This window comes from Halobaculum limi (assembly GCF_029490015.1).
Taxonomy (GTDB): Archaea; Halobacteriota; Halobacteria; order Halobacteriales; family Haloferacaceae; genus Halobaculum; species Halobaculum limi.
On sequence record NZ_CP120468.1, the window covers coordinates 933,292 to 959,151 of the forward strand.

Annotated in this window: 28 protein-coding genes and 1 pseudogene; 17 read left to right on the forward strand and 12 right to left on the reverse strand. The window is 68.2% G+C overall.

Annotated elements, in window-relative coordinates; translation table 11 throughout:
* Window positions 1–35: 35 nt before the first annotated feature.
* The gene (locus P0D77_RS04650; RefSeq protein WP_277555043.1) at window positions 36–962 is read right to left on the reverse strand and encodes a formyltetrahydrofolate deformylase; all 927 of its coding nucleotides are present in this window, start codon (window positions 960–962) and stop codon (window positions 36–38) included.
* 122 nt (window positions 963–1,084) lie between these two features.
* On the opposite strand from P0D77_RS04650, the gene purS reads away from it, so the two are divergent.
* The 3 genes from purS to P0D77_RS04665 all read left to right on the forward strand — a co-directional run bounded on the left by purS (window position 1,085) and on the right by P0D77_RS04665 (window position 3,546).
* Window positions 1,085–1,339 carry a phosphoribosylformylglycinamidine synthase subunit PurS gene (gene purS, locus P0D77_RS04655; protein ID WP_277555044.1) on the forward strand — a complete coding sequence of 85 codons (255 nt, stop codon included), beginning with the start codon at window positions 1,085–1,087 and terminating at the stop codon, window positions 1,337–1,339.
* Window positions 1,336–2,010 (forward strand): phosphoribosylformylglycinamidine synthase I, encoded by a 675-nt coding sequence (purQ, locus tag P0D77_RS04660; RefSeq protein WP_277555045.1) that lies wholly within the window; start codon window positions 1,336–1,338, stop codon window positions 2,008–2,010. The genes purS and purQ overlap by 4 nt, the downstream gene beginning before the upstream one ends.
* A gap of 102 nt (window positions 2,011–2,112) precedes the next feature.
* Window positions 2,113–3,546 (forward strand): hypothetical protein, encoded by a 1,434-nt coding sequence (locus P0D77_RS04665; RefSeq protein WP_277555047.1) that lies wholly within the window; start codon window positions 2,113–2,115, stop codon window positions 3,544–3,546.
* A gap of 56 nt (window positions 3,547–3,602) precedes the next feature.
* On the opposite strand, the gene P0D77_RS04670 is transcribed toward P0D77_RS04665, so the two are convergent.
* Window positions 3,603–4,679, reverse strand: coding sequence for an archaeosine biosynthesis radical SAM protein RaSEA (locus P0D77_RS04670; protein ID WP_277555048.1), 1,077 nt, complete (start codon window positions 4,677–4,679; stop codon window positions 3,603–3,605).
* 161 nt (window positions 4,680–4,840) lie between these two features.
* Here P0D77_RS04670 and P0D77_RS04675 point away from each other — a divergent pair, with 161 nt between their 5' ends.
* A complete protein-coding gene (locus P0D77_RS04675; protein WP_277555049.1) occupies window positions 4,841–6,775 on the forward strand; it encodes a bifunctional metallophosphatase/5'-nucleotidase in 1,935 nt (644 codons plus the stop codon).
* A 28-nt stretch (window positions 6,776–6,803) separates the two neighbouring features.
* On the opposite strand, the gene P0D77_RS04680 is transcribed toward P0D77_RS04675, so the two are convergent.
* Complete coding sequence (locus P0D77_RS04680; RefSeq protein WP_277555050.1) at window positions 6,804–7,190, reverse strand: VanZ family protein; 387 nt, start codon at window positions 7,188–7,190, stop codon at window positions 6,804–6,806.
* A gap of 139 nt (window positions 7,191–7,329) precedes the next feature.
* Between P0D77_RS04680 and P0D77_RS04685 the strand changes: the two genes are divergently transcribed.
* Window positions 7,330–9,258 carry an aldehyde ferredoxin oxidoreductase family protein gene (locus P0D77_RS04685; RefSeq protein ID WP_277555052.1) on the forward strand — a complete coding sequence of 643 codons (1,929 nt, stop codon included), beginning with the start codon at window positions 7,330–7,332 and terminating at the stop codon, window positions 9,256–9,258.
* Between the two features lie 123 nt (window positions 9,259–9,381).
* Window positions 9,382–9,723, forward strand: coding sequence for a DUF8066 domain-containing protein (locus P0D77_RS04690; protein WP_277555053.1), 342 nt, complete (start codon window positions 9,382–9,384; stop codon window positions 9,721–9,723).
* On the opposite strand, the gene P0D77_RS04695 is transcribed toward P0D77_RS04690, so the two are convergent.
* The 6 genes and pseudogenes from P0D77_RS04695 to P0D77_RS04720 form a co-directional block, all read right to left on the reverse strand.
* On the reverse strand, window positions 9,667–10,971 hold the full coding sequence (locus tag P0D77_RS04695; RefSeq protein ID WP_277555055.1) for an MFS transporter: 1,305 nt from the start codon (window positions 10,969–10,971) through the stop codon (window positions 9,667–9,669). The genes P0D77_RS04690 and P0D77_RS04695 overlap by 57 nt on opposite strands.
* Window positions 10,972–11,020: 49 nt before the next feature.
* Window positions 11,021–11,356 (reverse strand): AzlD domain-containing protein, encoded by a 336-nt coding sequence (locus tag P0D77_RS04700; protein WP_277555056.1) that lies wholly within the window; start codon window positions 11,354–11,356, stop codon window positions 11,021–11,023.
* Window positions 11,353–12,090, reverse strand: a complete 738-nt coding sequence (locus P0D77_RS04705) for an AzlC family ABC transporter permease (RefSeq protein ID WP_277555057.1) — start codon at window positions 12,088–12,090, stop codon at window positions 11,353–11,355. Before P0D77_RS04705 ends, P0D77_RS04700 begins: the two co-directional genes overlap by 4 nt.
* A gap of 71 nt (window positions 12,091–12,161) precedes the next feature.
* Window positions 12,162–12,611 carry a DUF8048 family protein gene (locus tag P0D77_RS04710; RefSeq protein WP_277555058.1) on the reverse strand — a complete coding sequence of 150 codons (450 nt, stop codon included), beginning with the start codon at window positions 12,609–12,611 and terminating at the stop codon, window positions 12,162–12,164.
* A gap of 4 nt (window positions 12,612–12,615) precedes the next feature.
* Window positions 12,616–12,963, reverse strand: coding sequence for a MoaD-like domain-containing protein (locus P0D77_RS17765; protein WP_490396534.1), 348 nt, complete (start codon window positions 12,961–12,963; stop codon window positions 12,616–12,618).
* A pseudogene (locus P0D77_RS04720) lies at window positions 12,940–13,215 on the reverse strand (ubiquitin-like small modifier protein 1); the annotation flags it as partial. The pseudogene P0D77_RS04720 and the gene P0D77_RS17765, both read right to left, overlap by 24 nt.
* Before the next feature lie 262 nt (window positions 13,216–13,477).
* Here P0D77_RS04720 and P0D77_RS04725 point away from each other — a divergent pair.
* The 9 genes from P0D77_RS04725 to P0D77_RS04765 all read left to right on the forward strand — a co-directional run bounded on the left by P0D77_RS04725 (window position 13,478) and on the right by P0D77_RS04765 (window position 20,508).
* Window positions 13,478–13,876, forward strand: coding sequence for a DUF5778 family protein (locus P0D77_RS04725; RefSeq protein WP_277555060.1), 399 nt, complete (start codon window positions 13,478–13,480; stop codon window positions 13,874–13,876).
* Between the two features lie 250 nt (window positions 13,877–14,126).
* A complete protein-coding gene (locus P0D77_RS04730) occupies window positions 14,127–14,651 on the forward strand; it encodes a DUF7344 domain-containing protein (RefSeq protein ID WP_277555061.1) in 525 nt (174 codons plus the stop codon).
* 87 nt (window positions 14,652–14,738) lie between these two features.
* Window positions 14,739–15,845, forward strand: a complete 1,107-nt coding sequence (gene ahbB / locus P0D77_RS04735; RefSeq protein WP_277555062.1) for a siroheme decarboxylase subunit beta — start codon at window positions 14,739–14,741, stop codon at window positions 15,843–15,845.
* 84 nt (window positions 15,846–15,929) lie between these two features.
* The gene (locus tag P0D77_RS04740; RefSeq protein WP_277555063.1) at window positions 15,930–16,568 is read left to right on the forward strand and encodes a precorrin-2 dehydrogenase/sirohydrochlorin ferrochelatase family protein; all 639 of its coding nucleotides are present in this window, start codon (window positions 15,930–15,932) and stop codon (window positions 16,566–16,568) included.
* A complete protein-coding gene (gene hemA / locus P0D77_RS04745) occupies window positions 16,561–17,901 on the forward strand; it encodes a glutamyl-tRNA reductase (protein WP_277555064.1) in 1,341 nt (446 codons plus the stop codon). The genes P0D77_RS04740 and hemA overlap by 8 nt, the downstream gene beginning before the upstream one ends.
* A 90-nt stretch (window positions 17,902–17,991) precedes the next feature.
* Window positions 17,992–18,906 carry a DUF7260 family protein gene (locus P0D77_RS04750; RefSeq protein ID WP_277555065.1) on the forward strand — a complete coding sequence of 305 codons (915 nt, stop codon included), beginning with the start codon at window positions 17,992–17,994 and terminating at the stop codon, window positions 18,904–18,906.
* Window positions 18,907–18,961: 55 nt separating this feature from the next.
* Window positions 18,962–19,240, forward strand: coding sequence for a 4a-hydroxytetrahydrobiopterin dehydratase (locus tag P0D77_RS04755; protein WP_277555066.1), 279 nt, complete (start codon window positions 18,962–18,964; stop codon window positions 19,238–19,240).
* 3 nt (window positions 19,241–19,243) lie between these two features.
* Window positions 19,244–19,648: an LWR-salt protein gene (gene lwrS, locus P0D77_RS04760; protein WP_277555067.1), complete on the forward strand. Its 405-nt coding sequence runs from the start codon at window positions 19,244–19,246 to the stop codon at window positions 19,646–19,648.
* A gap of 125 nt (window positions 19,649–19,773) precedes the next feature.
* The gene (locus P0D77_RS04765) at window positions 19,774–20,508 is read left to right on the forward strand and encodes an HAD family hydrolase (protein WP_277555068.1); all 735 of its coding nucleotides are present in this window, start codon (window positions 19,774–19,776) and stop codon (window positions 20,506–20,508) included.
* A 60-nt stretch (window positions 20,509–20,568) separates the two neighbouring features.
* On the opposite strand, the gene P0D77_RS04770 is transcribed toward P0D77_RS04765, so the two are convergent.
* Together P0D77_RS04770 and carA are read right to left on the reverse strand one after the other, a co-directional pair.
* Window positions 20,569–22,377: a Rieske (2Fe-2S) protein gene (locus P0D77_RS04770; protein WP_277555070.1), complete on the reverse strand. Its 1,809-nt coding sequence runs from the start codon at window positions 22,375–22,377 to the stop codon at window positions 20,569–20,571.
* An 81-nt stretch (window positions 22,378–22,458) separates the two neighbouring features.
* Window positions 22,459–23,526 carry a glutamine-hydrolyzing carbamoyl-phosphate synthase small subunit gene (carA, locus tag P0D77_RS04775; protein WP_277555071.1) on the reverse strand — a complete coding sequence of 356 codons (1,068 nt, stop codon included), beginning with the start codon at window positions 23,524–23,526 and terminating at the stop codon, window positions 22,459–22,461.
* 97 nt (window positions 23,527–23,623) lie between these two features.
* Between carA and P0D77_RS04780 the strand changes: the two genes are divergently transcribed.
* The gene (locus P0D77_RS04780) at window positions 23,624–24,037 is read left to right on the forward strand and encodes an Lrp/AsnC family transcriptional regulator (protein WP_277555072.1); all 414 of its coding nucleotides are present in this window, start codon (window positions 23,624–23,626) and stop codon (window positions 24,035–24,037) included.
* 11 nt (window positions 24,038–24,048) lie between these two features.
* On the opposite strand, the gene P0D77_RS04785 is transcribed toward P0D77_RS04780, so the two are convergent.
* Window positions 24,049–24,738 (reverse strand): PHP domain-containing protein, encoded by a 690-nt coding sequence (locus P0D77_RS04785; protein ID WP_277555075.1) that lies wholly within the window; start codon window positions 24,736–24,738, stop codon window positions 24,049–24,051.
* Between the two features lie 51 nt (window positions 24,739–24,789).
* Here P0D77_RS04785 and P0D77_RS04790 point away from each other — a divergent pair, with 51 nt between their 5' ends.
* Window positions 24,790–25,740, forward strand: a complete 951-nt coding sequence (locus P0D77_RS04790; RefSeq protein WP_277555076.1) for a diacylglycerol/lipid kinase family protein — start codon at window positions 24,790–24,792, stop codon at window positions 25,738–25,740.
* Window positions 25,741–25,860 lie beyond the last annotated feature (120 nt).

Here is a 25,860-nt window from a genome sequence, read left to right on the forward strand (position 1 = left end):
AGAAGCTACTCGCCCGCCAGCGTCCGTGACCGTGGCTACTCGGCCGGTCGCGCGACGCCGCCGAGGTCGTAGGCGTCGGGGTCGACGCCCTCGCGGAAGTGCGTGCGCCCTCGTCGGACGATGATCGCGTCGTCGAGGTGCGCCTGGACGCCGGCGACGAGCGCCTCGGCTTCGAGCGGTTGCCCTCGGTCTTTCAGGTCCGCGGGGTCGTCGTCGGGGTCGACGCGGAACGCACGCTGTGCGATGATCGGCCCCTGGTCGAGGTCGGTCGTCACGTAGTGTGCGGTCGCACCGTGGACGCGCGCGCCGCCCTCGACGGCTTGGCGGTACGCCTCCGCGCCGGGGTACGCAGGCAGCAGCGACGGGTGGACGTTGATGATGCGCCCCTCGTACCGGAAGACGACCTCCGGCGAGAGGATGCGCATGAAGCGCGCGAGGACGAGACAGTCCACGTCGTACTCGTCGAGGATGCGCAGCAGTTCACGCTCGTCGTGTGAGCCCTTCTCGTCGCCCACGTCGACGAACGGCACGTCGTACTCTTCGGCCAGCGGTTCGAGCGTGTCGTGGTTCCCGATCATCACGGGGACGGTCGCGTCGAGCGTCCCGTCGCGACACGCTTCGAGGATCGCACGCGGGGCGTGCTCTTCTTTGGTGACGAGCAGCGCCGTGCGACGGGCGGCGGCCGCGTCGGCCAGGCGCACGCGGATATCGACGCCGAGTTCGTCGCCGAGGGCGGACAGATCCTCCTCGAGCGTCTCCGGCTTGCACACCATCCCGTCGGTGTCGGCGTGCAGACGCATCCGGAACACGCCGTCGCGCACGTCCTGGTCGAGGTCTTCGATGTTACAGCCACGTTCGAACAGCAGCGAGGTGACGCGGGCGACCAGTCCCGTCGCGTCGTCCCCGACGACGACGATCTCGGTGTCCCAACGTCTCGAATTCGGGCGGTCGGCCTGTGTCATAGCGACCGATTCTTCGTCCGCGAGTAAACCGGTGTCGCTCCCTCCGACCGTTGCCATCCACGAACGTGAATATCGAACGCGTCCCGAAACGGATTTTGGTCATGAACTCGCAGGGTCGAACGATGACCGGCTACACCGCTACGGTGACGGTTCGCCTGAAGCGCGGCGTCCTCGACCCCGAGGCCGAGACGACCGCGCAGGCGCTCGAACGACTCGGCTTCGAGTTGGAGGGCCTGCGTTCGGCCGACCGCTTCGAAATCGACTTGGACGCCGCCGACGCCGACGAGGCGCGCGACCGCGCCGACGAGATGGCCGAACGCCTCCTCGCGAATCCGACCATCCACGACTACGACGTGGAGGTCGAGGAACGGGAATGACCGTCTCGGTGATCCAGTTTGGTGGGTCTAACTGTGACCGCGACGCCGTCCAAGCGCTGGCACACCTCGGCGTCGACGCCGAACGCGTCTGGCACGAGGACGGCCTGCCCGCCGACACGGAGGGCGTCGTCGTCCCCGGTGGCTTCTCGTACGGCGACTACCTCCGAGCGGGCGCGATGGCCGCCCGTACCCCGATTATGGCCGACGTTCGGGAGGCGGCCGAGGCGGGTGTCCCAGTCCTCGGCGTCTGCAACGGCGCACAGATCGGCTGTGAGTCGGGGCTGACCGAGGGTGCGTTCACCACCAACCGCTCGGCACGCTTCCAGTGTGAACACGTCCACCTCCGCGTCGAACGCGCGGACACGCCGTGGACCGCCGCCTACGACGAGGGCGAGGTGATCGAGGTGCCCATCGCTCACGGCGAGGGCCGCTTCGAGATTCGCGAGGACCGACGGGAGACGCTCGAATCCGAGGATCGCGTGCTGTTTCGGTACTGTGACGCCGACGGGGCCGTCACCGACGCGGCGAACCCGAACGGGTCGACCGCGAACGTCGCGGGCATCCTCGGCGCGCGCGACTCCGTGGCCGTGATGATGCCCCATCCCGAGCGAGCGACGCTGCCCGACGTGGGCGGCACGGACGGACAGGGCGTGTTGCGAGCGTTCGCCTGAACGAGCGATCCGCAAAATGCCGTCCGTACGCGGCGTTTCAGCCACACCTAACGTGTCCTAGTATCCCCACTAACAATCGGTCCGCACGCCGGCACGTGGACCGTGAACCAGAATCGCAGGCGATACCTCCAGCAACTTGCGGCGCTCTCCGCCGGGGTCGGACTCGCGGGGTGCGGTGCGTTCTCGGAGGAGGACACGCCTTCTGACACGCCGTCTTCTCCGTCACCGACGTCGTCGTCGACGCCAACCGCCGAGGCGACCACTCAGCCGAGGCTCCAGCGCCTGGCGTCGGCGTGGGGGCTCGACGAGGCGGTTGACCTCGCGGCGGCGGGTGCAGACCCGAGTGGCGAGACACCGATCGACGACGTGTTCGAAGACCACGTCGGCGACGACACGCTGGTGTACCTGCCCTCCGGAACGTATCGCCTCGCGGAATCGATCTCTGTCAACGGTGAGCGGCGGATCGGCCTCGCCGGCGACGACGCGACGGTGGTCCCCCCCGAGGGCAACGACGACGTACTGTTCGGCTTCGGGTGGGATACGCCGGTCGACGCGGCGTTCTGTGCGGGCGTCACCTTCGACTTCTCCGCCGACGACACGGGCGGGCGACCCATTCTCGCTCGCGCGAATGACACGGTGTTCATCGAGGATGTCACCGTCGAGGGCGAAGCCGACGTCGACCAAGACCTCGTCCGCGTCGACGTGACTAGCGCGGCGGGGTCGGGGATGGTTCGTCGCCTCCACCTCCCGGACGGCGCGCCGGCGGGCACCGGCGTCACCGGGTGTGAGGTCGGCGACGCCAACCGGGGCGACGTCTCGTTCGTCGACTGTCGGATCGCGGGGTTCCCCGACAACGGCCTGTACGCGAATCCCCCGGAGGGAAGCGTCAGCGTCCTCGGCGGTCGCTACCTGAACAACGGCGTCGCGGGCGTGCGCGTCGAGGTGAACGACGACGCCGTCGTGCGCGGGGTCCACGTTCGGTGTGACGACGCCGAGGGGGCGGGCGAGAACATGCGCGGTATCCGCCTTCGCGCCGGAAACTCGGTGCTCGTCGAGGACTGTCTCGTCGAGATGCTGGAGGTCACCTCCAGCGACGGCGCGATCACGTTCGCCTCGGAACTGGGCGGCGGCACCGTCCGAAACTGCCTGCTCCGCGTCGACGCCGACGGGGTCAACGCGATTCGGATGAAGCAGGCCGCAGACGAGGCCACGCAGGAGGGGCCGTTCGTCTGCGATTCGATCGACATCACCGGAAACGCCAGCGGTGGTGCAGCCATCGAGGCCGCAGACCGCTCGGGCGTCGCCTTCCGCGAGATCTGCATCCACCAACCCGGACCGGACCGCGACGGCGTCGACGCCAGCTCGATCTCCGGCGAGTTCGTCGACTCCCGGATCAGCGTGACCGGCGACCCGTTCGTGCTCACGGACGCGGAACTCGACCGTCGCGACGTTACCGTCGCAGAGTCCGTGAGCGCCGACACCGACGCGCCCTGCGACGGCGTCGACCTGAGCGGGATCGGCTCCACAGACTCGTAACTAGGTGTGGAACACGCAACTCGACCACGACTACCGGCCCGTTCGCGATTTCCGAGTTATCGTGCGAGCGGTTGGTTGAACGCCGTCTCCTCCTTCAACACGAGTTCCCACGTACGCTCACACTCGCACGACACCTGCTCGAACACCGAGGGGTCCTGCCGGAGGTCGAAGTCTTTGATCGCGGTCTGCACGCGGTCGTCACACTCGCCGCAGTTGTGCGCGCCGCGGTCGCTGCCCGCGCCGACGGGGTCGGAGACGACGATGGCGTCGGCGTCGGCCGTGCGTTCCAGCACCGCCGCGACCGACCACAGCCACGGCGGACGGTAGCCCCCACGGAAGTGCAGTTCGTCGACCATCGTGTACCGCTGGACGTTACAGGGGTTCATCGAGACGGTGTGGCAGTTGTCGACCGACGCACAGCGCTCGACCGACGACACCATGTCGTCGAGGGCCTCCGACTCCGCGAGGAACGGCGGCTTCATCAGGAGGTACGCCTTCACACCCGCGTCGGCGGCGGCGGCCTCGGCGCAGGCGTCCTCGAAGTCGGCGAACTCGAAGTACTTGTTCACGCAGTCGTGGCGGACGCGGTCGGTCGCGGTTTCGAGGCCGATGGCGACGTCCGTCTCCAGTCCCTGTTCGGTGAACTCGCCGAGTTTCTTCGCCGAGACGAAGTCGGGGAGCGACTCGACGACGATGCGCTCGCGGTCGCCGAACGTCTCCGCGATGGCCTGTCGGCTCTCGGCGGGCACCTCACGCTCGTCGAGGAACGACCCGGAGGTGTAGATCTTGATCTGCTCGGCGGGCGCGTCGGCGTTCGCTTCCTCGTGGTCGAGACACACTTGGATCTGGTCCATCAGGGCGTCGTGGGAGACGCTGCCGCCCTCGACGGACTCGGCGACGTAGCCGCACATCGTACAGCCACCGGCACGGGCCCAGCGACAACCGCCGGTGTTGAGGATGATCGTGAGGCTCGTCTTGACGCCATCGGGCGTGTTGTCCTCGTCGAGCCACACCCGCGTCGGCTCGTGGGGGTCGTACGTCTCGTCGCGTTCCGCCCGGATGTCGCGCATCACCGCGTTGTGCGCGTCCATCCCGCGGTCCCGCTCGTAGGTCTCGGGACTCGGCTGACTCATTGTCGGGAGTGGGCGGCACCCGCGGAAAACCGCTTCGCTCGACCGATCCGCTCGGAACGGCCCGCCTTCTGACCGGTCTCGTGAGCACCAGGGAGAGAATCCCGTGTGTAAATTCCAGTATATAGATAGTTTTTCTAACCATCAAGTATACGAATTGAACGATGCCAGAGCAACGTGGCTTCGGCAGGCGCGACGTACTGCGAATGGGTGGCCTCGTGTTGGGGGGTGCGGTGGCGTCGGGGTCGGCGGCGGCAGCCGAGGGGTCGACATCTGGCGACACGACTCTGACGCTGTTGTCGTACAACGACATCCAGACCGCCGCCGCGGAAGACGAGAACTTCTCGCGACTCGTGACGCTGATCGAACAGCGTCGGGCGGCCGCCGATGGGCCGGTCGTGGTCGTGGGTGGCGGCGACCAGGTCGGTCCGCACGCGTTGGGTCCCATCTCCCAGTGGCGGTGCCCCGTCGACGTGCTCAATCGGGTCGCTCCCGACGCCGACGTGATCGGCAACCACGAGTTCGACTACGGCTTCGACGGGATTTCGGGTGTGACGGCCGACTCGGCGTTCCCGTGGCTGGCGACCAATCTCGTCGACGAGAACGGGGAGGCGTTCGACGGCACCGAGTCGAGTCGGATCGTCGACCGCGGCGGCGTCCGCATCGGCCTCATCGGTCTCATCGACGAGGGCGCGACGTTCGGCAAGACGAACATCGACTTCGAGGGACGGGGCGTCACCGTCGAGGACTACACCGAGACGGGGCCCGCCGAGGCGAAGCGCCTGCGCGAGGAGGAGGGCGTCGACGTGGTCGTCGCGCTGGCACACACCGGCGTCCCGGACGCCGAAGCGCTCGCAGAGGCCGACACCGACGACGACATCGACGTGGTCGTCGCGGGCGACGACGAGATCGTCTACCCACCCGCAGAGACCAGCGGAACGGTCGTCACCGAGGGGGAGGCGCGTGCGAACTACCTCGGCGAACTCGACCTCCACGTCGACACCGACGCCGGCGCTGTGACCGGCTTCGACGGGGAACTTCTGCCGGTGACGGAGGATATCCCGAAAGACAGCGAGGCGTCGCAGATCATCGAGGCGTACCGCGCGGAGGCGAAACTCGACACCGTGGTCGCCGAGACGGAGACGCCACTGGACGCTCGGTTCGCGACGAACTACCACCGCGAGAGCAACTACGGCAACCTCGTCACCGACGCGATGCGCGCGCGCACCGGTGCCGACGTGGCCATCACCAACGCGGGCGGCATCCGCTCGAACGCGGTGTACGGCCCCGGCCCGATCACCGGCGGCGACGTGTTCAACACGCTTCCGTTCGCGAACACGCTCGTCACGGTTGAACTGACGGGCGAGGAACTGGTGGAGACGCTCGCCAGTCAGGTGATCACCTTAGAGAGCGACACCGGGCAGGCGTTCGGCGAGGAGATATCCCAGCAGGTCAGCGGCGTGCGCTTCGAGTGGGTGCCACACGAGGGCGTCGACGAACAGATCCGCGACGTCCGCGTGGGCGGCGACCCACTCGACTCCGATGCCACCTACGAAGTCGCTGTCAACAGTTTCATCGCCGCGGGCGGGAGCGGCTACCCACTCGCGGACAAACCGCGGATCGAGGAGACGGACGAACTGCTGGCGACCGCAGTCATCGAGTACCTCGACGACCGCGGGACGGTCGCGCCGACCGTCGAAGGGCGGATGCAGCGTGTCGACCGGGACCTCCCCGACGCGAGCGTCACCGTCGACGGGAACGGGAAGGTGGTCGCCCAGTTCGACACGCCCGCGGACGTGCAGTCGGTCGGCGCAGACACCGTCGCCGTCCGGTCGCCGGATGGTGAACGCGTCGCGGCCGAGAAAACCGTCTTCGACGCCGACGAGCAGAACTTAATCGTCCGCGTCGACGACACGGCCCTCGCAGAGACGGTCGAGGACGCAGACGACGGCGCGGAACTACCGCTGGACCTGTACGCCGAGTACGAATCCAGCGAGTTCGACCACGTCTACTTCGAGCGGTCGCGGCTGAACGCGGACGTGACGGCGACCGTCCGTGAGCGCGGACGCGCGGAGGCCGGCGGTCCCGCCGGCCGCTGAGGCGGCGACCCGCTCACACGCCGCGGACTCACTCGTCTCGCTCGCGCACGCGCCACCAGACGACGCCGACGGTCGCACCGACCGCGTTGGCGACGGCGTCGAGCGTCGAGAGTGTCCGCCCGGGGACGAACGACTGCGCGAGTTCGACTGCGCCGCCGAGCGCGGCGGTCGCGACGACGACGCCGACGAGCGGAAGGGCAGAGTCGGTCCGACGGAACCGGGCCGGTAACGCCGCCGCCAGCGTGTACGCGACCGCGGCGTAACCGATAGCGTGAACGACCAGATCCGAACCCGGGGGGGCGACGTCACCGGTCGGGGCACCGCCGGGCCCGGTCGGTGCGGGCGCGAGCGACGAGGCGACAACTACGACGGTAACTGCGACGAAAAGTGCTAACCGTCGGTTGTCGTCGCCCATCGTCGGTATCACGGGACTGCGTCGGAATAACACCCCCGGTCAACTTCGGATCGGTGACGTGTGGCGAAACGACATTCGGTTACGTCCTTGTGGCAACGGCTAACAGACTCCAGTCCGATATAACTAGTGTAGATTAACCATGACAGACCTCGGCGGATTCAGGGACCACGTGGCACACGTGGACCTCTCGGCGGGCGACGTATCGTACGCGGGCATCGACGACGATGACGCGAAGAAGTACATCGGCGCTCGTGGCCTCGGCGTGAAGTACGTCTTCGACGCCGGTCCCGACGTGGAGCCGATGGAACCGGAGAACCGACTGTGCTTCATGAACGGCCCGCTCACGGGCACCCAGACCGTGATGAGCGGCCGGATCGCGGTCGTCACGAAGTCCCCGCTCACGGGCACCGTCACCGACAGCCACCACGGCGGGTGGTCCGGTGCGCGCCTCAAGTGGTCCGGCTTCGACGGCCTCGTCTTCGACGGTGCGAGCGAGACGCCGGTGTACGCCTACGTCGAGGACGGCGAGGTGGAACTGCGCGACGCGAGCCACCTGATGGGGAAAGGTGTCCACGACACCATCGAGACGCTCGGCGAGGAAGTCGACGGCAGCGTCGGCAAGAACCTCTCGGTGATGGCCATCGGCCCCGGTGGCGAGAACGGCGTCAAGTACGCCTGCATCGTCAACGAGGACGACCGTGCGTCCGGCCGCGGCGGCACGGGTGCGGTGATGGGGTCGAAGAACCTCAAGGCGGTCGTCGTGAAGTCGGGCACGAAGATGCCCAAGCCGAAGAACCCCGACGTGTTCAAGAAGGGCTACCAGCAGGCGATGCAGGTCATCCAGGAGTCCGACGTGACCGCGCCCAACGAGGGTGGCCTCTCGCTGTACGGGACGAACGTCCTGATGAACATCGGCGAGGAGATGGACGGCCTCCCGACGAAGAACGGGAAGTACACGTCGACGGCCGCCTACGCCGACGCCGAGGGCGTCGACATCGACGCCGAACGCGTGTCCGGCGAGAACGTCCGCGAGAACATTCTCGTCGACGAACCGACGTGCCACTCCTGCCCGGTCGCCTGTAAGAAGGAGGTCGAGGTGTCGGTGATGCACAAAGGCGAGGAATTGAACGTCCACACCGAGTCGTACGAGTACGAGACGGCGTACGCGCTGGGCCCGAACTCGGGTCACACCGAGCGTGACGAGATCGCCGTGATGCTCGACCGCTGTAACGACATGGGTGTCGACACCATCGAGATGGGCAACATGATGGCGATGGCGATGGAGATGTCCGAGGAGGGCAAACTCGACGACCTCGACGAGCAACTCGACTGGGGCGACACCGAGCGGATGATCGACCTCATCACGGAGACGGCCCACCGCGACGGCGAACTCGCGGACGCACTCGCAGAGGGTGCCAACGGCCTCATCGAGCGGTTCGACGCCGCCGACAACTCGCTGGCCGTCAAGGGCCAGACCATCCCGGCGTACGACCCGCGCTGTATGAAGGGGATGGGCATCGCGTACGCGACCTCGAACCGCGGCGCGTGCCACCTGCGCGCGTACACGCCGTCTGCGGAGATTCTCGGCTTCCCGCAGAAGGTCGATCCGTACGCGTGGGAGGGGAAAGGCGAACTGACCGCCACCTTCCAGGACATGCACGCCATCTCGGACTCGTTCGACATCTGCAAGTTCAACGCGTTCGCGGAGGGCATCGAAGAGTACGTCCTGCAGTACAACGGGATGACTGGCCGCGACGTGAGCGAAGAGGAACTGCTCGAAGCCGGTGAGCGCGTGTACACGCTCGAGCGGTACTACAACAACCTCAACGGCTTCGATGGCTCCGACGACTCGCTCCCTGAGCGCTTCCTCGAGGGCGGAATCCCCGGACAGGGCGCCTCCGAGGGCGAGTACTGTGAACTCCCCGAGATGAAAGCCGAGTACTACGAGGTGCGCGGCTGGGTCGACGGCGTCGTCCCCGACGAGAAACTCGACGAACTCGGCATCGACATCGGGCCGGGTACGGGCGTCTCCTCGGGCGACTCCGGCGTCGCGCCCGCAGACGACTGAAGCGAGCCGACGGACGGGCGGCTGAGCAGTCCGGTGCCGCTCCGCCCACGAACCCGCAGTCGAACGGTCTACGACCACACAGACTCACACCTTTTTCCACGACCCCGCTCGTGAACGAGACGTATGTCCGCAGAGTCCCCGCTGTCCCTCCGCGAGTCGCTCCGGACGAACACGGGCGTCGTCGCCGTCGTCCTGTTCGTGTTCGTCGCCCTCTACGCGGTGTTGGTCGTACAGCAACTGCTCGTGGTGGTGTACGTCGCGTTCCTCTCGCTGTTGCTGTGGCTCCTCTATCGGTTCGTGCGTGCCCACGAGCGCATCGCCGTCGCGCAGGAGCGTCGGGCGGCGTCGGTCGCGGACGACCGCAGTTCCGCCCGCTCGACGACCGAAGACGGCGTCGACCGGCCCGCCTCAGGCGTCGCCGAAGCGGGTGAGGAGGCCGACGGTGATGCCCACCGCGAGGAGTGAGACGGCGGCGACGCCGAGGAACGCCGCCTCCCGACCCGCCGTCTCGATGAGGTAGCCGAACGCTGGCGGCGCGACGGCGTTCCCGAGCATCACGCCGACGGTCGTGACGGCGAAACTCGTCCCCGTCGCGCCGCTGGGTGCGAGTGCGTCCGTCAGTTTCGAGCGCGCCGGCCCCGCGACCGACCGGACTCCACCGATGAGCAACACGAGGCCGACGGCGACTAGTGGGCCAACGACGCCGACTGCGAACACCGCAACCAGCGCCGACAGCGCCGCGAAACTGGCGAGCATCACGGGGCCGGCACTCACGCGGTCCGCGAGGTCACCGCCGACGAAGACCGCAACCGCACCGACGAGGTACGACCCAGTGAGCGCCAGGTTCGCCCGCGACAGCGACAGGCCGTAGCCGTCCTGCAGAAAGACGACGACGTAACTGGTGAACCCCCACCCTGCGGTCGAGGTGACGAGCGCCAACAGCGCCAACACGAGGACGCCACGCGAGGCGGTCAGGCCGCGGAGGTACGCCCGAACGCGAGCGACTACCGGTCGGTCGGCGCCCTCGCCCGCCCCCAGGTCGCGGTTCGGTCTGGTGACGCCGTCGTCGACGCCGACGGCGAACAGCAGGGTGACGAGGAGGCCGAACAGGAGGCCGACGACGCCGATTGCGCCGACGCCGAGTCGCCACGAGTAGCCCGCGGCGACGACGCTCGCGAGCAACACGGGCGGGGTGGCGAAGCCGAGCGACCCGCCGAAGCCGTAGACGCTGTACGCCCGGCCCATCAGGTCGTCGGGCGTCGCGTCGGAGATGAGCGGGTAGTGAGCGGGGTGGTGGCCGGCGACGCCGACGCCGATGACTGCCTGCGCGGCGAGGAGCCACTCGTAGGAGGGCGCGAGTGCGGCCAGCACGACGCCGACCGCGCCCAGCACCGACGAGAGGCCGAGCGCGAGCGTGCGGTCGTACCGATCCGCGAGGTAGCCAAAGGGGAGTTGAAACGCCGTGTTCGTCGCGCCCTGCACGCCGAGGGCGACGCCGAGTGCCGCGAGGCCGACCGCGAACTCGCCCGACAGAACCGCGAGAATCGGCGGGAACAAGACGAGATACGCGTGGTTGAGGTACTGCGAGGCGGCGACCGCACCGACCACGACCCACGTCTCGCGCGGGGCACGACGAGCGGCAGCCAACGGCGACTCAGTCATCGTCTCGGCGTTCGCCTGCGAGTACCTGTGGTCGTGGCCTCCGGCAAGCACCGCCGTCTCCAGCGGGGTGCGTCGGCGCCTCGACCGAGTCGTCCCCGACTCACAGCAGGAATCGCGCGAGGTGGAGGCCGACCATCCCCGCGGCGACCGTCCACAGCACGTCGCGCGTGTACCACGCGGCGACCACGGCCGCGAGACCGCCGACCACTTCGGGCGTCACGACGGCCGCGAGCGACGCCGACGCGGGTGCGAACGACGGTGCGACGAGTGCCGCGAACACCGCCGGCGGGACGTAGGTGAGTGGGCGCTTCAACCAGTCGGGTATCTCGTCGATGCTGCCGAACAGGTGGATGAACGACAGGCGGATAGCGAACGTGGCGACGCCGGCGGCGACGACGACGCCCCACACCGAAAGCGGGCCGTAGGTGGTCGTCACGAGCCGTCACCTCCGGAGTCCGCGGCCGCCGCGTCGCGGTCGGACACTGCTTCGGCGACGAGACCCGCGGTGACGCCGACAACTGCACCGACGAGGAGGCCCGCGTTGAACGGCAGGCCCGCGCCGGCGACCGCGACGGCGGCGGCGACGACGGCGGCAGCGAGACTCGGCGCGTCCGAGACGGCGGGGACGAGGAGCGCCAGGAAGACGAGGGGGACGGCGAAGCCGAGTCGCCAGCCGTCGGGGACGGCCGCGCCGAAGACGACGCCGACGACCGTGCCCGCCTGCCAGACGACCCACAGCGTGAGAGCGACGCCGAGGTAGTAGTACGGTCGGCGAGTCGCCGTGTCACGGTCGCTGTCGGTCGTGTACCGCGCCAGCGAGAGTGCGAACGCCTGGTCGGTCAGGAGGTACGCGCAGGCGGTTCGAACCCGCACGGAGAGTCGCCGGAAGTACGGTGCGATAGACGCCGAGTACATCAGCATTCGGAGGTTGATGACGATGGCGGTGAGGAAGACGACGCCGAGGGCGGCGTCGCGACTCAACAGGTCGATGATCGCCAACTGTGAGGCACCCGCGAACACGACGACGGAGAGACCGACCGTCTGCACCGGCGTCAGTCCGGCCTCGATGCCGGCGACGCCCGCCACGAGCGCGAACGGAATGATCCCGAGCAAGAGGGGGAGCGCGTCGCGAACGCCGTCACGGAGGTCCGGGGGGAGCAGACTGTCCATACGCCGAGGGGTGCGCCCGCGCAAAAGGCGGCGTCGGTTCCGGTCGATAGCGTGGGATACTGCCTGGTCGACTACCCGGAGACGACGACCGCGTCCCGGAGTTCCAGCGCCGACTCGAACTCACGTCTGCGCCGTCGCTGCGTGCCGACGCGGAGGAGGTGTTGCTCGTGGGCACGGCGAAGCGCGTCGCACTCGCGGCGATCCAGCGACAGATCTGCGCCAATTTCGTCCCAGTGGCCGTCCGGGACGAGGTACGTCGCCGTCCCCGTGTCCTCGTCGCGGTCGACGCACTCGTAGCGACGGTCGTACTCGTCGACGTGTGCGCGGAGGTACTCGTCGGTCTCGCGCAGCAACTCCGGCAGGCGACCCGGACCGACGCTCGCTTTCGCGGCCGCGATGAGGAGGGCGTTGCTGTCGATGGGGTGGCCGCGGGTTCGCATCTCGGGGTCGTACTCCGGGTCGACGGCGGCGTCGCTCGCGCCGTTCGACTCACCGGTTCGCCCGGACGGGTCGTCGCTCACCTGCTCACCCACCCGCTCGCATCGCTTTCTGCTCGAATCGGTCGAGGAGGTCGTCCAACACGGCGGGATCGCCGGTGAACGTGACCGTGACCTCGGTGAGCGTGATGCTGCCGATGGCGTTGACCTTCTCGGCGCGGAGGCTGGCGCGCCAGCCGTCGCCGGTCACGTCGGTCACGTCTTCGTCGGGGCCGTCGGCGTCGCCGCCGAGATTCCGGAGGTAGTGGGCCGCGAGGCGGCGGGAGATGCCGCGGTACGCCTCCACGCGCGTCTCGGTGTCGTCGCCGCCGTCGGTTCGGGGTTCACTGATCCCCGTCTCGCAGTCGACGCCGCCGCCCGCGACCGGCGGGAACACGGCGAGGGTGTCACCGTCGTCGATGGTGGTTTCGACCCCATTCATATGGAGGACTTCACGGCCGTTGAGTAGGACGTTGATCTGCGGTTTCAGGTCGCCGTCGACGAGCAGGTTCCCTGCGAGTCCCTCGTACTCGGACTCCAGCGCTACCAACACGTCGCCGACGGTGGTGGCGTCGGGAAACGACTGCTCGACGATCTTCGAGCCGACGGCCTCCCGAAAGGTGGCGAAGAATTTCAGGGTGAGATTCATACGTGAACGTCGGCGAGGGCGCGTAAAAAGATGCGCGGCGTGCGTGGCCGAACGAGCGGCGCGAGTGAGGCCACGAGGTGAACGGTGAGCGGAGCGAACCGTGAGCGGCGTGCGCGGCCGACCGGAAGGAGGCGGCGAAACGCGAGCGGGGAGGGACGACCCGCGAGCGGCGCGCGCGGCCGACCCAGGCACGCGAACCGGGAACGCACCCGCCCACGAGGAAATCGCCACGCGTATCCCGACGACACCCGGAGCGGCGGGTATGAGCGACACCATCGATCGCGACCTCTACGAACGGACGAAAGCGCTGCTGGAACCGGGCGATATCGAGCTGCTCGGAATGGTCGTCCACACCTCGCTGGGCGGGCAGGAAGACCTCGAGATGCAAGAACTCACCGTCGACCTCAACGAGGTCATCGCCGACCACTCGGGGAAAGGTGAGACGTACATCTACGCGGGCAACGACGACACCGACTTTGCGTCGAACCAGTTCCAAGGGCTGACGCTCGACGACGAGGAGTTCGTTTGGGAGTGTCAGCAACTGCTCCGGCAGGGGACGTTCGACCTGGTGTTCTACTACGAGGCGGGCGTCGACCAGGAGTCGCTCGGCGACGACGTCGCCGCGCTCGACGGCGTCGAGGCAGTGACGCTCGTGCCGTGACTGCTGACCGAAACGTATCGGCCAGATTATAGTAAGCGCCGCTTACATATTATGTCCCATCCCAAACAACCGATGGGACCGGCACCACCATCCCGGCATCCACACGGCATTCCACCACACGGTGGTAGTCGGGCCCCGACCACCGTGGCGGTGCCACACCGCCCGCGGGCACCAACCCCACGTGGACCTTTTCAGTGCGCTGTCGAAACGGCTATTACCGGGTGCTCCTGCGTACCGACGACGACGAGCTATGATGGACGGTGATTCCTCGGAGTGGGCCTACCGGTGGTCGCGTGCGAAATTCGACGCGTTACCCGAGACCGGCGATCCGCTCTCGAAGTCGCGTGTGTTCGAACTGCTCGCGAGCGTTCGCCGCCGGTACGTCATCGAGCATCTCGACGAGGTCGCCGACGGCGTCGGCGGCGTCGAGTTCCGCGCCGTGACCGACGCCGTCGCGGCCCGCGAGTTCGGGGCCGACCCGAGTTACGAGGAGCGCAAGCGCGTGTACGTCTCGCTCAGACAGACGCACCTGCCGCGTCTCACGGAGGCGAACGCCGTCGAGTACGACGCCGACCGCGGTCGGGTCGCCGTCGGCGACCACTTCGGTGCGCTCGCGTTCGCACTCGGTGCGGTGGGAGCGCGGCCGTTCGCCGCCGAGGTGGACGCCGACGCCCACGAGGCGGGACCGAAGGTCGACACCGGGCCCAGCGCCGCCGACGCGAGGTCGGAGGGGCCCGTCGACGCCGGGGCGTACGTGGACTCGAACGAAGATTGAGGCTCCACGGCGTTCACGTTCGAATCGGCTCACGTCCGCGTGTTCGGGGAACGCGACGCTTATCCTCACGGCGTCCCGATGGCTGATATGGACAACGTCGGCACGGACGTCGACCTCTCGACGCTCGAACGCGCCGTCATCAACGCCTTCCAAGGCGGGTTTCCGGTCGTCGAGCGACCGTGGGAACCGGCGGCGGCGGCGCTATCCGACCGCGGCGTCGACGTCGACGCCGCGACGCTTCTCGCGACGGTTCGTGACCTCGACGAACGAGGCGTGCTCTCGCGGTTCGGGGCGCTGGTGAACGCCGAAGCGATCGGCGGCACGGCGACGCTCGTGGCGATGCACGCGCCCGAGGAGCGCTACGACGAGGTCGCAGAGACGGTCAACGACTTCCGCGAGGTGGCACACAACTACGAGCGCGAGCATCCCCACCTGAATATGTGGTTCGTCGTCAGCGTGGCCGAGGCGGACGCCGTCGACCGTGTGCTGTCCGACATCGAGGATGCCACCGGCCAGGAGACGTACAACCTCCCGAAACAGGAGGAGTTCCACGTCGGCGCGAAGTTCCTCCTCGACGGCCCGGTGAGCGACGGCGACCTTGACCTGTCGCACCTTGGGCCGGAGGTGACGCCCTCGACGACGCGGGGGATCACCGCTCGCGAACGAGACCTCGTAGTCGAGATTCAGGGTGGACTCCCGATCACCGAGACGCCGTACGCGGACGTGGCCGACGCGGTCGGCCAGCCTGTCGAGTGGGTGATCGAGACGATCAAGCGGTTCAACCAAGAGGGGAAGGTACGTCGCGTCGGCGTCATCCCGAACCACTACGCGCTGGGGTACACCGAGAACGGGATGACCGTCTGGGACGTACCTGACGAGTTGCTCGGGGAGGTCGGCCCGGCGGTCGCCTCGCTGGGGTTCGTTACGCACTGTTATCACCGCCCGCGCCACGATGGAGTGTGGCCGTACAACTTCTTCGCGATGACGCACGGGCGTAGCGAGGCCGAGTCGGAGGCGCGCATCGAGGAGGTTCGTGAGACGATGAGCGAGTTCTGGACCGTCGACGACGACGACTGGGACACGCTGTTCTCCTCGCGCATCCTGAAGAAGACGGGCATCCGCCTCGACGAACGCGCCGACGCGCAGGTCCGCGAGGACGGCGAGCACACGACGACCGACGCTCCCGACGCCTGAGGTGTCGATGCGACAGCCATCTCGTGGTGACCCGACGCTCGCGCCCACTCCCCTTCGAGTGCCGAGCGACGCGGAGGCCACAGCGTGATCCCCCTGCTCCACGACTTCACCGACGAGACCGTTCTCGTCGTCGGCGGCGGCCCAGTCGGCGCGCGGAAGGCCCGGCGGTTCGCTCGCGAGGCGCGGACGGTCGTTGTCAGTCCGGAGTTTGCAGACACCGACTTCGGCGACGCGGAACTCGTCCGTGCCGCGCCCGACGCGGCGGCGGTCCACGAGTGGGTGGATCGCCTCGCGCCGGCGCTGGTCGTGGCAGCGACGAGCGACGACGCGGTCAACGAGGCGGTGGAGGCGGCCGCACGCGAGTCGGGCGCGTTGGTCAACCGCGCCGACCGATCCGGGGGTCGAGACGCTGGCAGCGTCGTCGTCCCGGCGACCGTTCGAGATGGGTCCGTGGTCGCGGCGGTGGCGACTGGCGGGGCTGCGCCGGCGCTCTCGAAGGTGCTCCGCCAACGGATCGAAGCCGAAATTGACGGGGCTGGGGCGATGGCCGACCTCCTCGCGGAGATTCGTGCCGATCTGAAAGCCGCCGAGGTGCCACCGACCGACAGACGGGAGGCGGTTCGCGCGGTCGTCTCCTCGTCGGCGGTTTGGAAGGCTTTACAAGAGGGAGTGCCCAATCCCCGGCAGGAAGCAGATAGAGTTATGGAGGAGATCAATGACTGATACCGGCGTTATCGCGGGAGTGAGCGTGACACATACGCTCGCCTCGGTCGACGAGATCGAGTCCGCGCAGGCGAGCGACGAGCAGACGCTGGTGTCGGGCCTCCTCGCCCGTGAGGGCATCGAGGAGGCGTTCGTCCTCCACACGTGCAACCGCGCCGAGGCGTACGTCGCGGGCGACGACGCCGCTACCTGTCGTGCGGCGCTGGAGTCGTTCGCGCCGGAGGTTCGCGAGGGAGCGATCGTCCACCTCGACCACGACGCGGCGCTGCGGCACCTGATGCGCGTCGCCGCCGGTCTGGAGTCGCTCGTCCTCGGCGAAGACCAGATCCTCGGTCAACTGAGCGACGCCGCCGAACTCGCCCGCGACGTAGGTGGCCTCTCTGGTGGCGTCCTCGACGACGCGCTCTCGAAGTCGCTGCAGGTGGGCAAGCGCGCCCGCGCCGAGACTGCGATCAACGAGGGCTCGGTGTCGCTCGGTTCTGCGGCGGTGGAGTTGGCTGCCCGCGACATCGACCTCGCGGACGTGACGGCGCTGGTCGTCGGGGCTGGCGAGATGGGGACGCTCGCGGCCCGTGCGCTCGACGCCTCGCCCGTCTCTCGAATCGTCGTCGCCAATCGAACGCTGTCGTCGGCCGAACACGTCGTCGCCGACCTCGGGAGCGAAGCGGTGGCGGTCTCCCTCGATGCGGTGTCGCGGGTCGTCACCGAGGCGGACCTGCTCATCGCGGCGACGGGCGCACAGCGGCCGATCGTGGACGACGAAACGCTCGCCGGCGCCGGCGAGACGCTGTGTATCGACCTCGGACAGCCGCGCGACGTGGACCCCGACGCCGGCGACGAGGCGGTCGTCGTCCACGACATCGACGACCTCGAAACCGTGACCGGCGAGACGCGCAAGCGCCGGGAGGCGGCTGCCGAGGCCGTCGAGTCCATCATCGACACGGAGTTCGAACGCCTCCTCCAGGAGTTCAAGCGCAAGCGTGCCGACGACGCCGTCTCCGCGATGTACGAGTCGGCCGAGCAGACGAAACAGCGGGAACTCCAGGAAGCACTCTCGAAACTTGAGTCGCAGGGCAGCCTCACCGACGACCAGCGCGAGACGGTCGAAGGACTGGCGGACGCCCTGGTCGGCCAACTGCTGGCCGCGCCGACGAAGAGTCTGCGTGAGGCCGCCGCCGAAGACGACTGGACGACCATCCACACGGCGATGGAACTGTTTGACCCCGAGTTCGACTCCGCTCCTGCCGTGCCCGAGGACGCGCCGATACCGGACGGCGTCACCGACGCCGACGAGGTTCCGCAGCACGTTCTCGACCAGGTCTCCGACGACTGACTGTCGGCTCTGTTCTCGCTGTGTCTCGGTTTGTTTCAGGTTGCTGTGGTAGGGGAAAGCATGATGTGCGATGCCAGCGCACGTCTGCATATGCAGGGGTCCGCACACGGTGTCGGTCGGCTCTCGACCGCACCGGTCGAACAGGGAGTGGAATCGATGTGTCAGTTCACCGGCTGTGGGAGGCCGGAACTGGCTGTGGGACTCGTCGTCTTGGGGTTGACAGCGGCGTTTCTCCTCGCGGTCGGTGCGGTCCTCGCTCGTCTCGACAGCGCACGGGAGGCGCTGGCACGCGAGTCGGTTCGGACACGTGCAGAACGCGACGCGTTCGAGCAGTTCCGGCGGCGGGTCGTGCAACTCGAAGCGACCGACATCGCGGGCGCGACGCCGACAGGTGGGGGGACGAACGTGTTGACGGCGACTGCGGGGGGTGCCGGGAGCGACGGCCTCACCGAAGCGAGGCGAGCGTACCGCGAGACGGTGATGGCGACCGCACACTACGGCGAGGAGTACGACGAGACGCTGGCGAAGAACGTCTCCGAGGAGTTCTCTGGTGCCGTCGCGGGCGCACTCGTCGAGGACGGCGGCGCGTTGACGCCGCCGCTCCAGGCGACGCTGGCGGGCGGTGCCGAACGGGCACGCGAGGAGCGGTCGGAACTGCTCTCGAAACTCGAAACCGAGGAGTCGGCGCTGTCGGAGGCGGAGTCGACGCTCGAACCAGCCATCGACGCGGGTGAAGCGGTGTTCGACCGTGACCTCTCGTACGCGAGTTACACCGACCTCGTGGGCGATTACGAGCGGCTGGAGTGGCACGAACATCGCGTGGAGACGCTGTTGACCGACCGGCAGGGGCGGATCCACGACGAGGAGGGAGACCGCCGACACTGGTTCGACTACCTGTACCAGTCGCTGTCGTCGACGTATCCGGTGCTGTCTGCGGGCGCGGAGACGCTATCGTTGCTCGACGACGCGAAATCGGCGCTGGCGTCGGCCGCCAGTCAGCGATAACCGCACCGTCGGACCGCGAGGTACGCTTTTGTGTGCGGACGGCGACATTCTCTTCGTGAGTGACGTACTCGATGCCGACGAGATAGACGCACAACTGCCCGACGGCTGGGACCACGACGCCGACGAGATCGTTCGCACCTTCGAATTCGACTCGTATCTGGAGGGAGTCGGCTTCGCCGCCGGTGCGGGCGGCCTCGCCGAGGAGGCGTTCCACCACCCGACGATGACCGTCGAGTGGCGCGAGGTCGAGGTCCGTCTCACCACCCACGACGCCGGCGGGGTCACCGAGAAGGACATCGACCTCGCGGGCCGACTGAACGAACTCGCGGGGTGACCCGTGGAGGCGGCGTACGTGTTCCGCGTGGCGTTCACCCTCTCGCCGCGTCGCGCGCGGATCGACCCCGAGCGATTCGAGACGACACTCCGCATTCCCGCGCCCGAACCCGGCACGGAGGGGTGGCGACTGTTTCGCGACGCACTCTGGCGGGGAGAAGCGAACGACACCGAACACGCGCGACGCCTGTGTGCGGATCGACTTCCCGACGGCGTCGAGGTGCTGTCGGCGACGTTTCGAGAGTTCGAGACGGACGAGGCGTACCTCGAAGCGCTTCGTGCGGCTATCGAGGCCGACCTCGACGCGTTCCGGTCGGACTCCGTCCGCGACACCCTGCACAAGTACTTCGGCTCCTCGATCCGGGTAGGCGATTCCCAACCCGACGGAGACTCCGCGAGCGACGACTGAGCGTCGGTTCCCACAGTTCACCCACTCGTGAGTGAATCCCCACGCCGTCGCGTGGTAGGTATCGGCAAACCGGCTAGTAGGGTGCGAACATATAACAACCAATAGGGCCTACTCAGCGGTCTCGGATGGTCCCCGAAACATACGACTTCTGGCTGTTCGATCTCGACGGCACGCTCGTCGACGCCGAGTGGTCGTACACTCGCGAAGTGTTCGACCGCGTCGGTTCCCGAATCGGCTACGAGTTCACCGACCGACAGGCGGAACTGCTGTGGCACGGCCTCACCGGCGCGCGCGACCCGCAACTGCGCGAGTGGGGGCTCGATCCCACAGCGTTCTGGCCGGCGTTTCACGCTGTGGAGGACCCGCAGGCGCGCGCCGAAGCGACCTACCTCCACGACGACGCCGCGAGACTGCTCGCGGACCTGCGTCGCCGCGACGTGCCGCTCGGGTTGGTGACCCACTGTGCGGAGTTCCTCGCCCGCCCGGTCACCGACCGCCTCGGCTTGACAGACCAGTTCGACACGTTCCTCTCGTGTTCCGACGAGACGGGGTGGAAACCGGACCCCGGTCCGCTCCGGGTCGCGATGAACGACCTCGGCGTCGACCCGGCCCGCCAGCGCGGCGTCTACCTCGGCGACGGCGACAGCGACGTGGGCGCGGCGTGGAACGCCGGTCTCGACGCCGTCCACGTCGAACGCCACGGTCACGAGTACCGCGGGCGCTGTGTCCGGGCCGACCACCGCGTGTGGAGTTTCGACGACCTCCCGCGCTCGGCGATGGACCGGGTCAACGCCGAGTGGGCGGCCTACACCGCGCGAACAGACGGGAGCGGCGACGAGGTGACCGGAAGCGACGACTGACACCGGGTAGTCCGGCGATCCGTCGACCACCCGTAATCGGCGGCGACCGGGGACGCCCGCTCAGTCGTCTGCGACGGAGTCGGCGGCGTCAGCCTCCTCCGCGCCGCCCGCGTCGTCTCCGCCGTGGACTCGCTCACCTCTGAGCAGTCGCGCCGCGATGGTGAACGTCTGCTCGCGCGAGCGTCGCGTCGGGTAGTGTGCGGCCATGTAGCGGGCGGCGGCGACCAGACAGGTTCGCTGTCGCTCGGGGTCCGAGCGCAGGTCGTGTTGCCTGCAGGCGGCCTCGTACGCCTGGAACGTGTGGAAGTTCGTGTCCTCGACGAGCAGTGCGGTCCCAAGGTCGGCCTTCAGTCGGTCGGCGTCGCCGTCGGCGGCGAGGAAGTCTGCGACGGCGGTGGCGGCCTGTTCGACGCTCCCCTGTTGCTCGAAGGCGGCGTGGAGTCGCTCGATAGCTTCGTCGGGGTCAGCGTCGGGGTCGCCGGTCGGTTCCGGGGCGGGCGGTGTGTTGAGGAAGCGGTCGAGGTAGACGTTGACGGCGGCGTCGACGACGCCGCGGTACAGCGCCGTCGCATCGGTGCGCTCGGCGGCGCGGTGGACGGCGTTGGCGAAGGTGAACGTGTGGTGGACGGTGTTCCAGTCGCTGAACTCGTTGCTCGTCGCGAACTGCGCCACCCGTTTCGCGGCGGCGAACGCGACCGCGTCGGCCAGTTCCTCGACGCTCGCACCCTCCCGAATCGCCTCCTCGATGGCGTCGAACACGAGTTCGGGGTCCGACGAGTGGAGACGCTCGGTGAAGTCGTCAGGTTCTGTCCACGACTCTCCCTCGCCCTCGGCGACGAGGTCGTCGAGGCGGTCGAACGTCTCCGAACACATCGACGCGAGGTCGATCGGTTGGCGCCACGACGACCGTTCCTCGGCGCGGTCGGCAGTCGCGAGGCCGCGCACGAGCGACGCGAGAACGTCCGCGGTCCGCTCTTCGTCGCCCCAGCCGACGATGTCGAGCGCCTCTGTCGCCTTGTTCACGAAGTCGAACGTGTGGCCGGTGTCGAGGTAGCGGTGGTCGGTCGCGGCGGTGACGAGTAGTTCCGTCAGGCGTTCGGGACCGTAGCCGGATGCGACGGCGGTTCGGAGGACGCGCTCTGCACCGTTCGGGTCGCGTACCTCGACGTTCTCGGTGAACCACGAGCGCAGGCGCTCGAAGGGCACGTCCGTCGCGGAAAACGCCTCCTGGTCGAACTTCGGCGGTTGGCCGTCGACGTCGCTGGCGACCTGTGAGAGCCCCTGATACAGCGCGCGCTTGCGGTCTTGGTCCTCCAGATCGGGGAGGCGGTTCGCGAGGGCGACGAGGATGGTCAGCCCCGATCCCCAGCCGTCGGCGCGGTTGTCGACGCCGAAGCGGACGCCACGTTCGAGGACGTCGGCGGCGTCGACGTCGGCGTCGATGAGGCCGACCGCCGACTTCGCGAGGACGAGTCGGAGGTTCTGTTCGAGGCCGTCATCGAGTCGCTCGCGCCAATGGACCGCTGGCGGGTCCGAGCGGCGCGGGGCAGGTGAGACGTAGACAGTCCCCTCGCGCACCTCGGTCGGATACGTATCTACGTCGTCGGCCCACGGGTCGAACGTGTCGCCGCAGGAGAGTTCGAAGCGGGCGTGGTGCCAGTGGCAGGTGAGGACGCCCTCGTCGACGCTCCCCTCCGTCAGCGGGAAGCCCATATGCGGACAGCGGTTGTCGACTGCACGGACCTCGCCCTCGTGGTGGAACAGGGCGATTGGCGTGCCATCGACGGACGTGAGCGCGCGTCCGTCATCGCGGAGCGTGTCGAGCGAGACGGCTTCGACGAACTCGTCGGGCGCGTCATTCGTTGCCATACTCGACGAGATGACACGATCCGTGAAGAAGGTACTCGCTGTCGAAGCGACGCGGTGAAAACGGTGGAGCGAACAGCCGACTCAGTCTGCGGTGACGGTGTGGCGCGACCCGTTTCCGACCAGCGACAGCACCTCGTCGAAGAAGCCCAGCGAGTCGTGCGGGCCGGGGTTCGCTTCGGGGTGATACTGCCGGGTGATGACCTCGAACTCGTCGCTCTTGAGGCCCTCGGCGGTGTCGTCGTTGACGTTCACCTGCGTCACTTCGAGGTCGCCGGGGTCGGCGACACTGTAACCGTGGTTCTGCGTCGTCATCACGACTTGGTCAGTCTCCAGGTCGCGGACGGGTTGGTTGACGCCGCGGTGGCCGAACGCCATCTTCTCCGTCTCGCCGTCGAACGCGCGGGCGACGATTTGTTGACCGAGACAGATGCCCGCCAGTGGTACCTCGCCAGTGAACTCCCGCACGAGGTCGGTCGCGGCCGCGAAGTTCGCGGGGTCGCCGGGGCCGTTCGAGATGAACAGCACGTCCGGGTCGAGGTCGGCGACCGTCTCGGCGTCGACGTCGTACGGGAGGACGTGGACGTCGGCGCCGCGTTCGGCGAGCGAGGAGGCGATAGAGCCCTTCATCCCGCAGTCGACGAGGGCGACGTCGTAGTCGCCACCGCCGTCGACCGTGTACGGTTCGTCTGTCGACACCTGCTTGCCGATGTCGAGGTGGTCGGACATCCCGACACACTCGTCCAGTTCCGCTTTCGCGGCTTCGGGCGTGGCGTCGGGGCCGGCGGCGATACCGCACGCCATCGCACCCTCTTCGCGCACGCTCGTCACCAACTCGCGGGTGTCCAGGTGGTCGACCGCGGGCACGCCCTCGCTCTCGAGCCACGCTGCGACGTCGTCGGTGAGTTCGCGGGCGACGGCAGCGTTGGGGTGGACACGATCCGACTCGAATCGCTCCGCTCGGACGCCGTAGTTCCCGATCAACGGGTACGAGAACGTCAGGACCTGTTCCTCGTACGAGGGGTCCGTCAACGACTCTTCGTACCCTGTGTACGCAGTCGTGAACACCAGTTCACCACGTGTCCGGCCCGGCGCGCGGGCGCGTGCCTCGAAGACACGGCCGTCGGCCAGGGCAACGTAGGCGTCCGCCATTACGAGAAGCACAATACGGGCCGCATCATAAGTGCGTCGTTCGAAGATACGTTACGAATTTCGTAATCTCTATGCCGCGCTTCGCACAACACCGTGTATGGACGACCTCGACCGGCGCATCCTCAACCTCCTTCGACGGGACGCACGGACGCCGTACACGGAGATCGCGGACGAGGTGGGGACCAGCGAGGGGACGGTGCGAAACCGCGTCGACCGGATGACCAACGAGGGCGTGATCGAACGCTTCACCGTCACGACGCGCACGGGGAACGTGAAGGCGATGGTGGAGATATCGGTCGACATGAACGTCAACACCAGCGCCGTCTCCGAGCGACTCGCCGACTGGGAGGAGGTGGACTTCGTCTGGCAGGTGTCCGGCCAAGAGGACATCGTCCTCATCGTCGACTGCGTCGACACTCGCGCGGTGAACGAACTCATCTCCCGCGCCCGCGAACTCGACGAGATAGAGGGGACGAAAACGCGCCTGATTCTCGACGAGCGACTCGGCTGATCCGGCGCTCCTCACTCGGCGTCGGTCGGTGTCGACGCCGTCCGTCTCGCTCCTCGCCACTCGTGGACCGCCGTGTACGCGCGGTCGATGGCTCGTTGGAGTCGGTCGTACCGCAACACCGGGTCGACGCGCCCGTCCCGCACCGCCGCCGCCACAGAACGCGGCGTCAGCGGGTCGTCCCCGAGGTCGACCGCGGTGTACGCGCGGCCGACCTCGACGGGGTAGTGCGCGTCGCTCCCACCCACCAACGGGAGGTCGAGACGGTCGGCGAGTCGTCGGGTGCGGTCGGCGTGTTCGGGGTTCTTCCCGTTGATCTCGACGGCGTCGAAGGCCGCACCGCTCTTGCGGGCGGTGCTGCCGCGGAACGGGTGCGCGAGGATCGCCGCGCAGTCGCGGTCGTGTGCCAGGTCGACCGTCTCCGCCGGCGTCAACTCGCCCGGCGTCGTTCGTCCGGGGGGATTCGAGCCGACGATCAAGACGTGCCCGCGCGTGGTCGACACCTCGATACCGGGAACCGTCGGGAACGTCGTCTCCGCGGAGTAGGCGTAGTCGTGGTTCGTCACCGCAAGCGCGTCGAGGCCGCGGCGACGGGCCGCGAGTGTCATTGTTCGCAGGCCGACCGGGTCGTACGCCATCGGGCGACCGGGGTTCGCGTGGAAGAAGCGACTGTGGCTGTGGAGGTCGACGGCGACGACGGTCACGCCGGGGAGACTCCCCGGCAGGGCTTTGGTCTTGCGGGCGGGCGGTGACGTATGCGCGTCCTCGTCCGTAACCCGAACAGTGGCGACCGAAAGCGGAGCGTCCGCGCCGCCGATATCGCCCGCGACCGCGGCTACGACGTCCGTGACTCGACACGACGCGGCGAGACGTACGACCTCGCGCGCGAGGCCGCCGCCGAGGGTGCGGCCCTCGTCGCGGCCTGTGGCGGCGACGGCACGCTCAACGAGGTGGTGCGCGGCGTCGACGACGCCGGTCGCCTCGACGAGACGGAGGTGGGCGTCGTCCCCGCGGGCACGGGCAACGACTTCGCGGACAACGTCGGTATCCGCGGCGTCGAACACGCCTTCGAGGTGTTGGATCACGGCGAGTCACGCCGCATCGACCTCGGGAGCGTCGACCTCCCCGCCGGGACGACGACCGACCACGACGACCCGACGCCGCCGCGCCCGTTCCTCAACTCCTGTGTCGGCGGTCTCACCGCCGAGTCGAGCGCCCGGACCAACCCCGAGTCGAAGCGTCGCCTCGGCGTCCTCGCGTACGTGGTGTCGACGCTCGCACACACCCGCGACTTCCAAGGACTGGAACTCGACGTGCGTGCCGGTCCCGAACGCGACCCGGTGTGGGAGGGGACCGCCGCGATGCTGTTGGTCGGCAACGGGCGGCGCTTCCCCGGCGAGGAGCGCCGACAGGCGGATATGGAAGACGGCAGACTGAACGTGGTCGTCGTCGAGGACGCCCCCACGTACGACTATCTCGCTCGCGGCGCACTCGACAAACTCCTTCGACGTGGAGCGTCGCACCTGACGCGCCTGAAGGTCCCGTCGCTGGTCGTCGACGCGAGCAGACCCCGGCAGTTCTCGCTCGACGGCGAACTCGTCGAGCGTCGCCACGTCGAGTTCGCGTGTCGCCCGGGCGCGATGCGGTTCCGCGTCGGCGACGACTACGACCCGCACCCGCCGGAGACCCCGCCGGACGTTCGCTGAGCGCCGCCACCGGGTCCCCGTCGAGTCGCCGTAGAGTTGCCGCTGGGTCGCCGCCGCCGAACGAGCGACGTGGCCGGATTCGACCGAAGCCGTCATAGTCCGCGCTTACGACCCACGCCG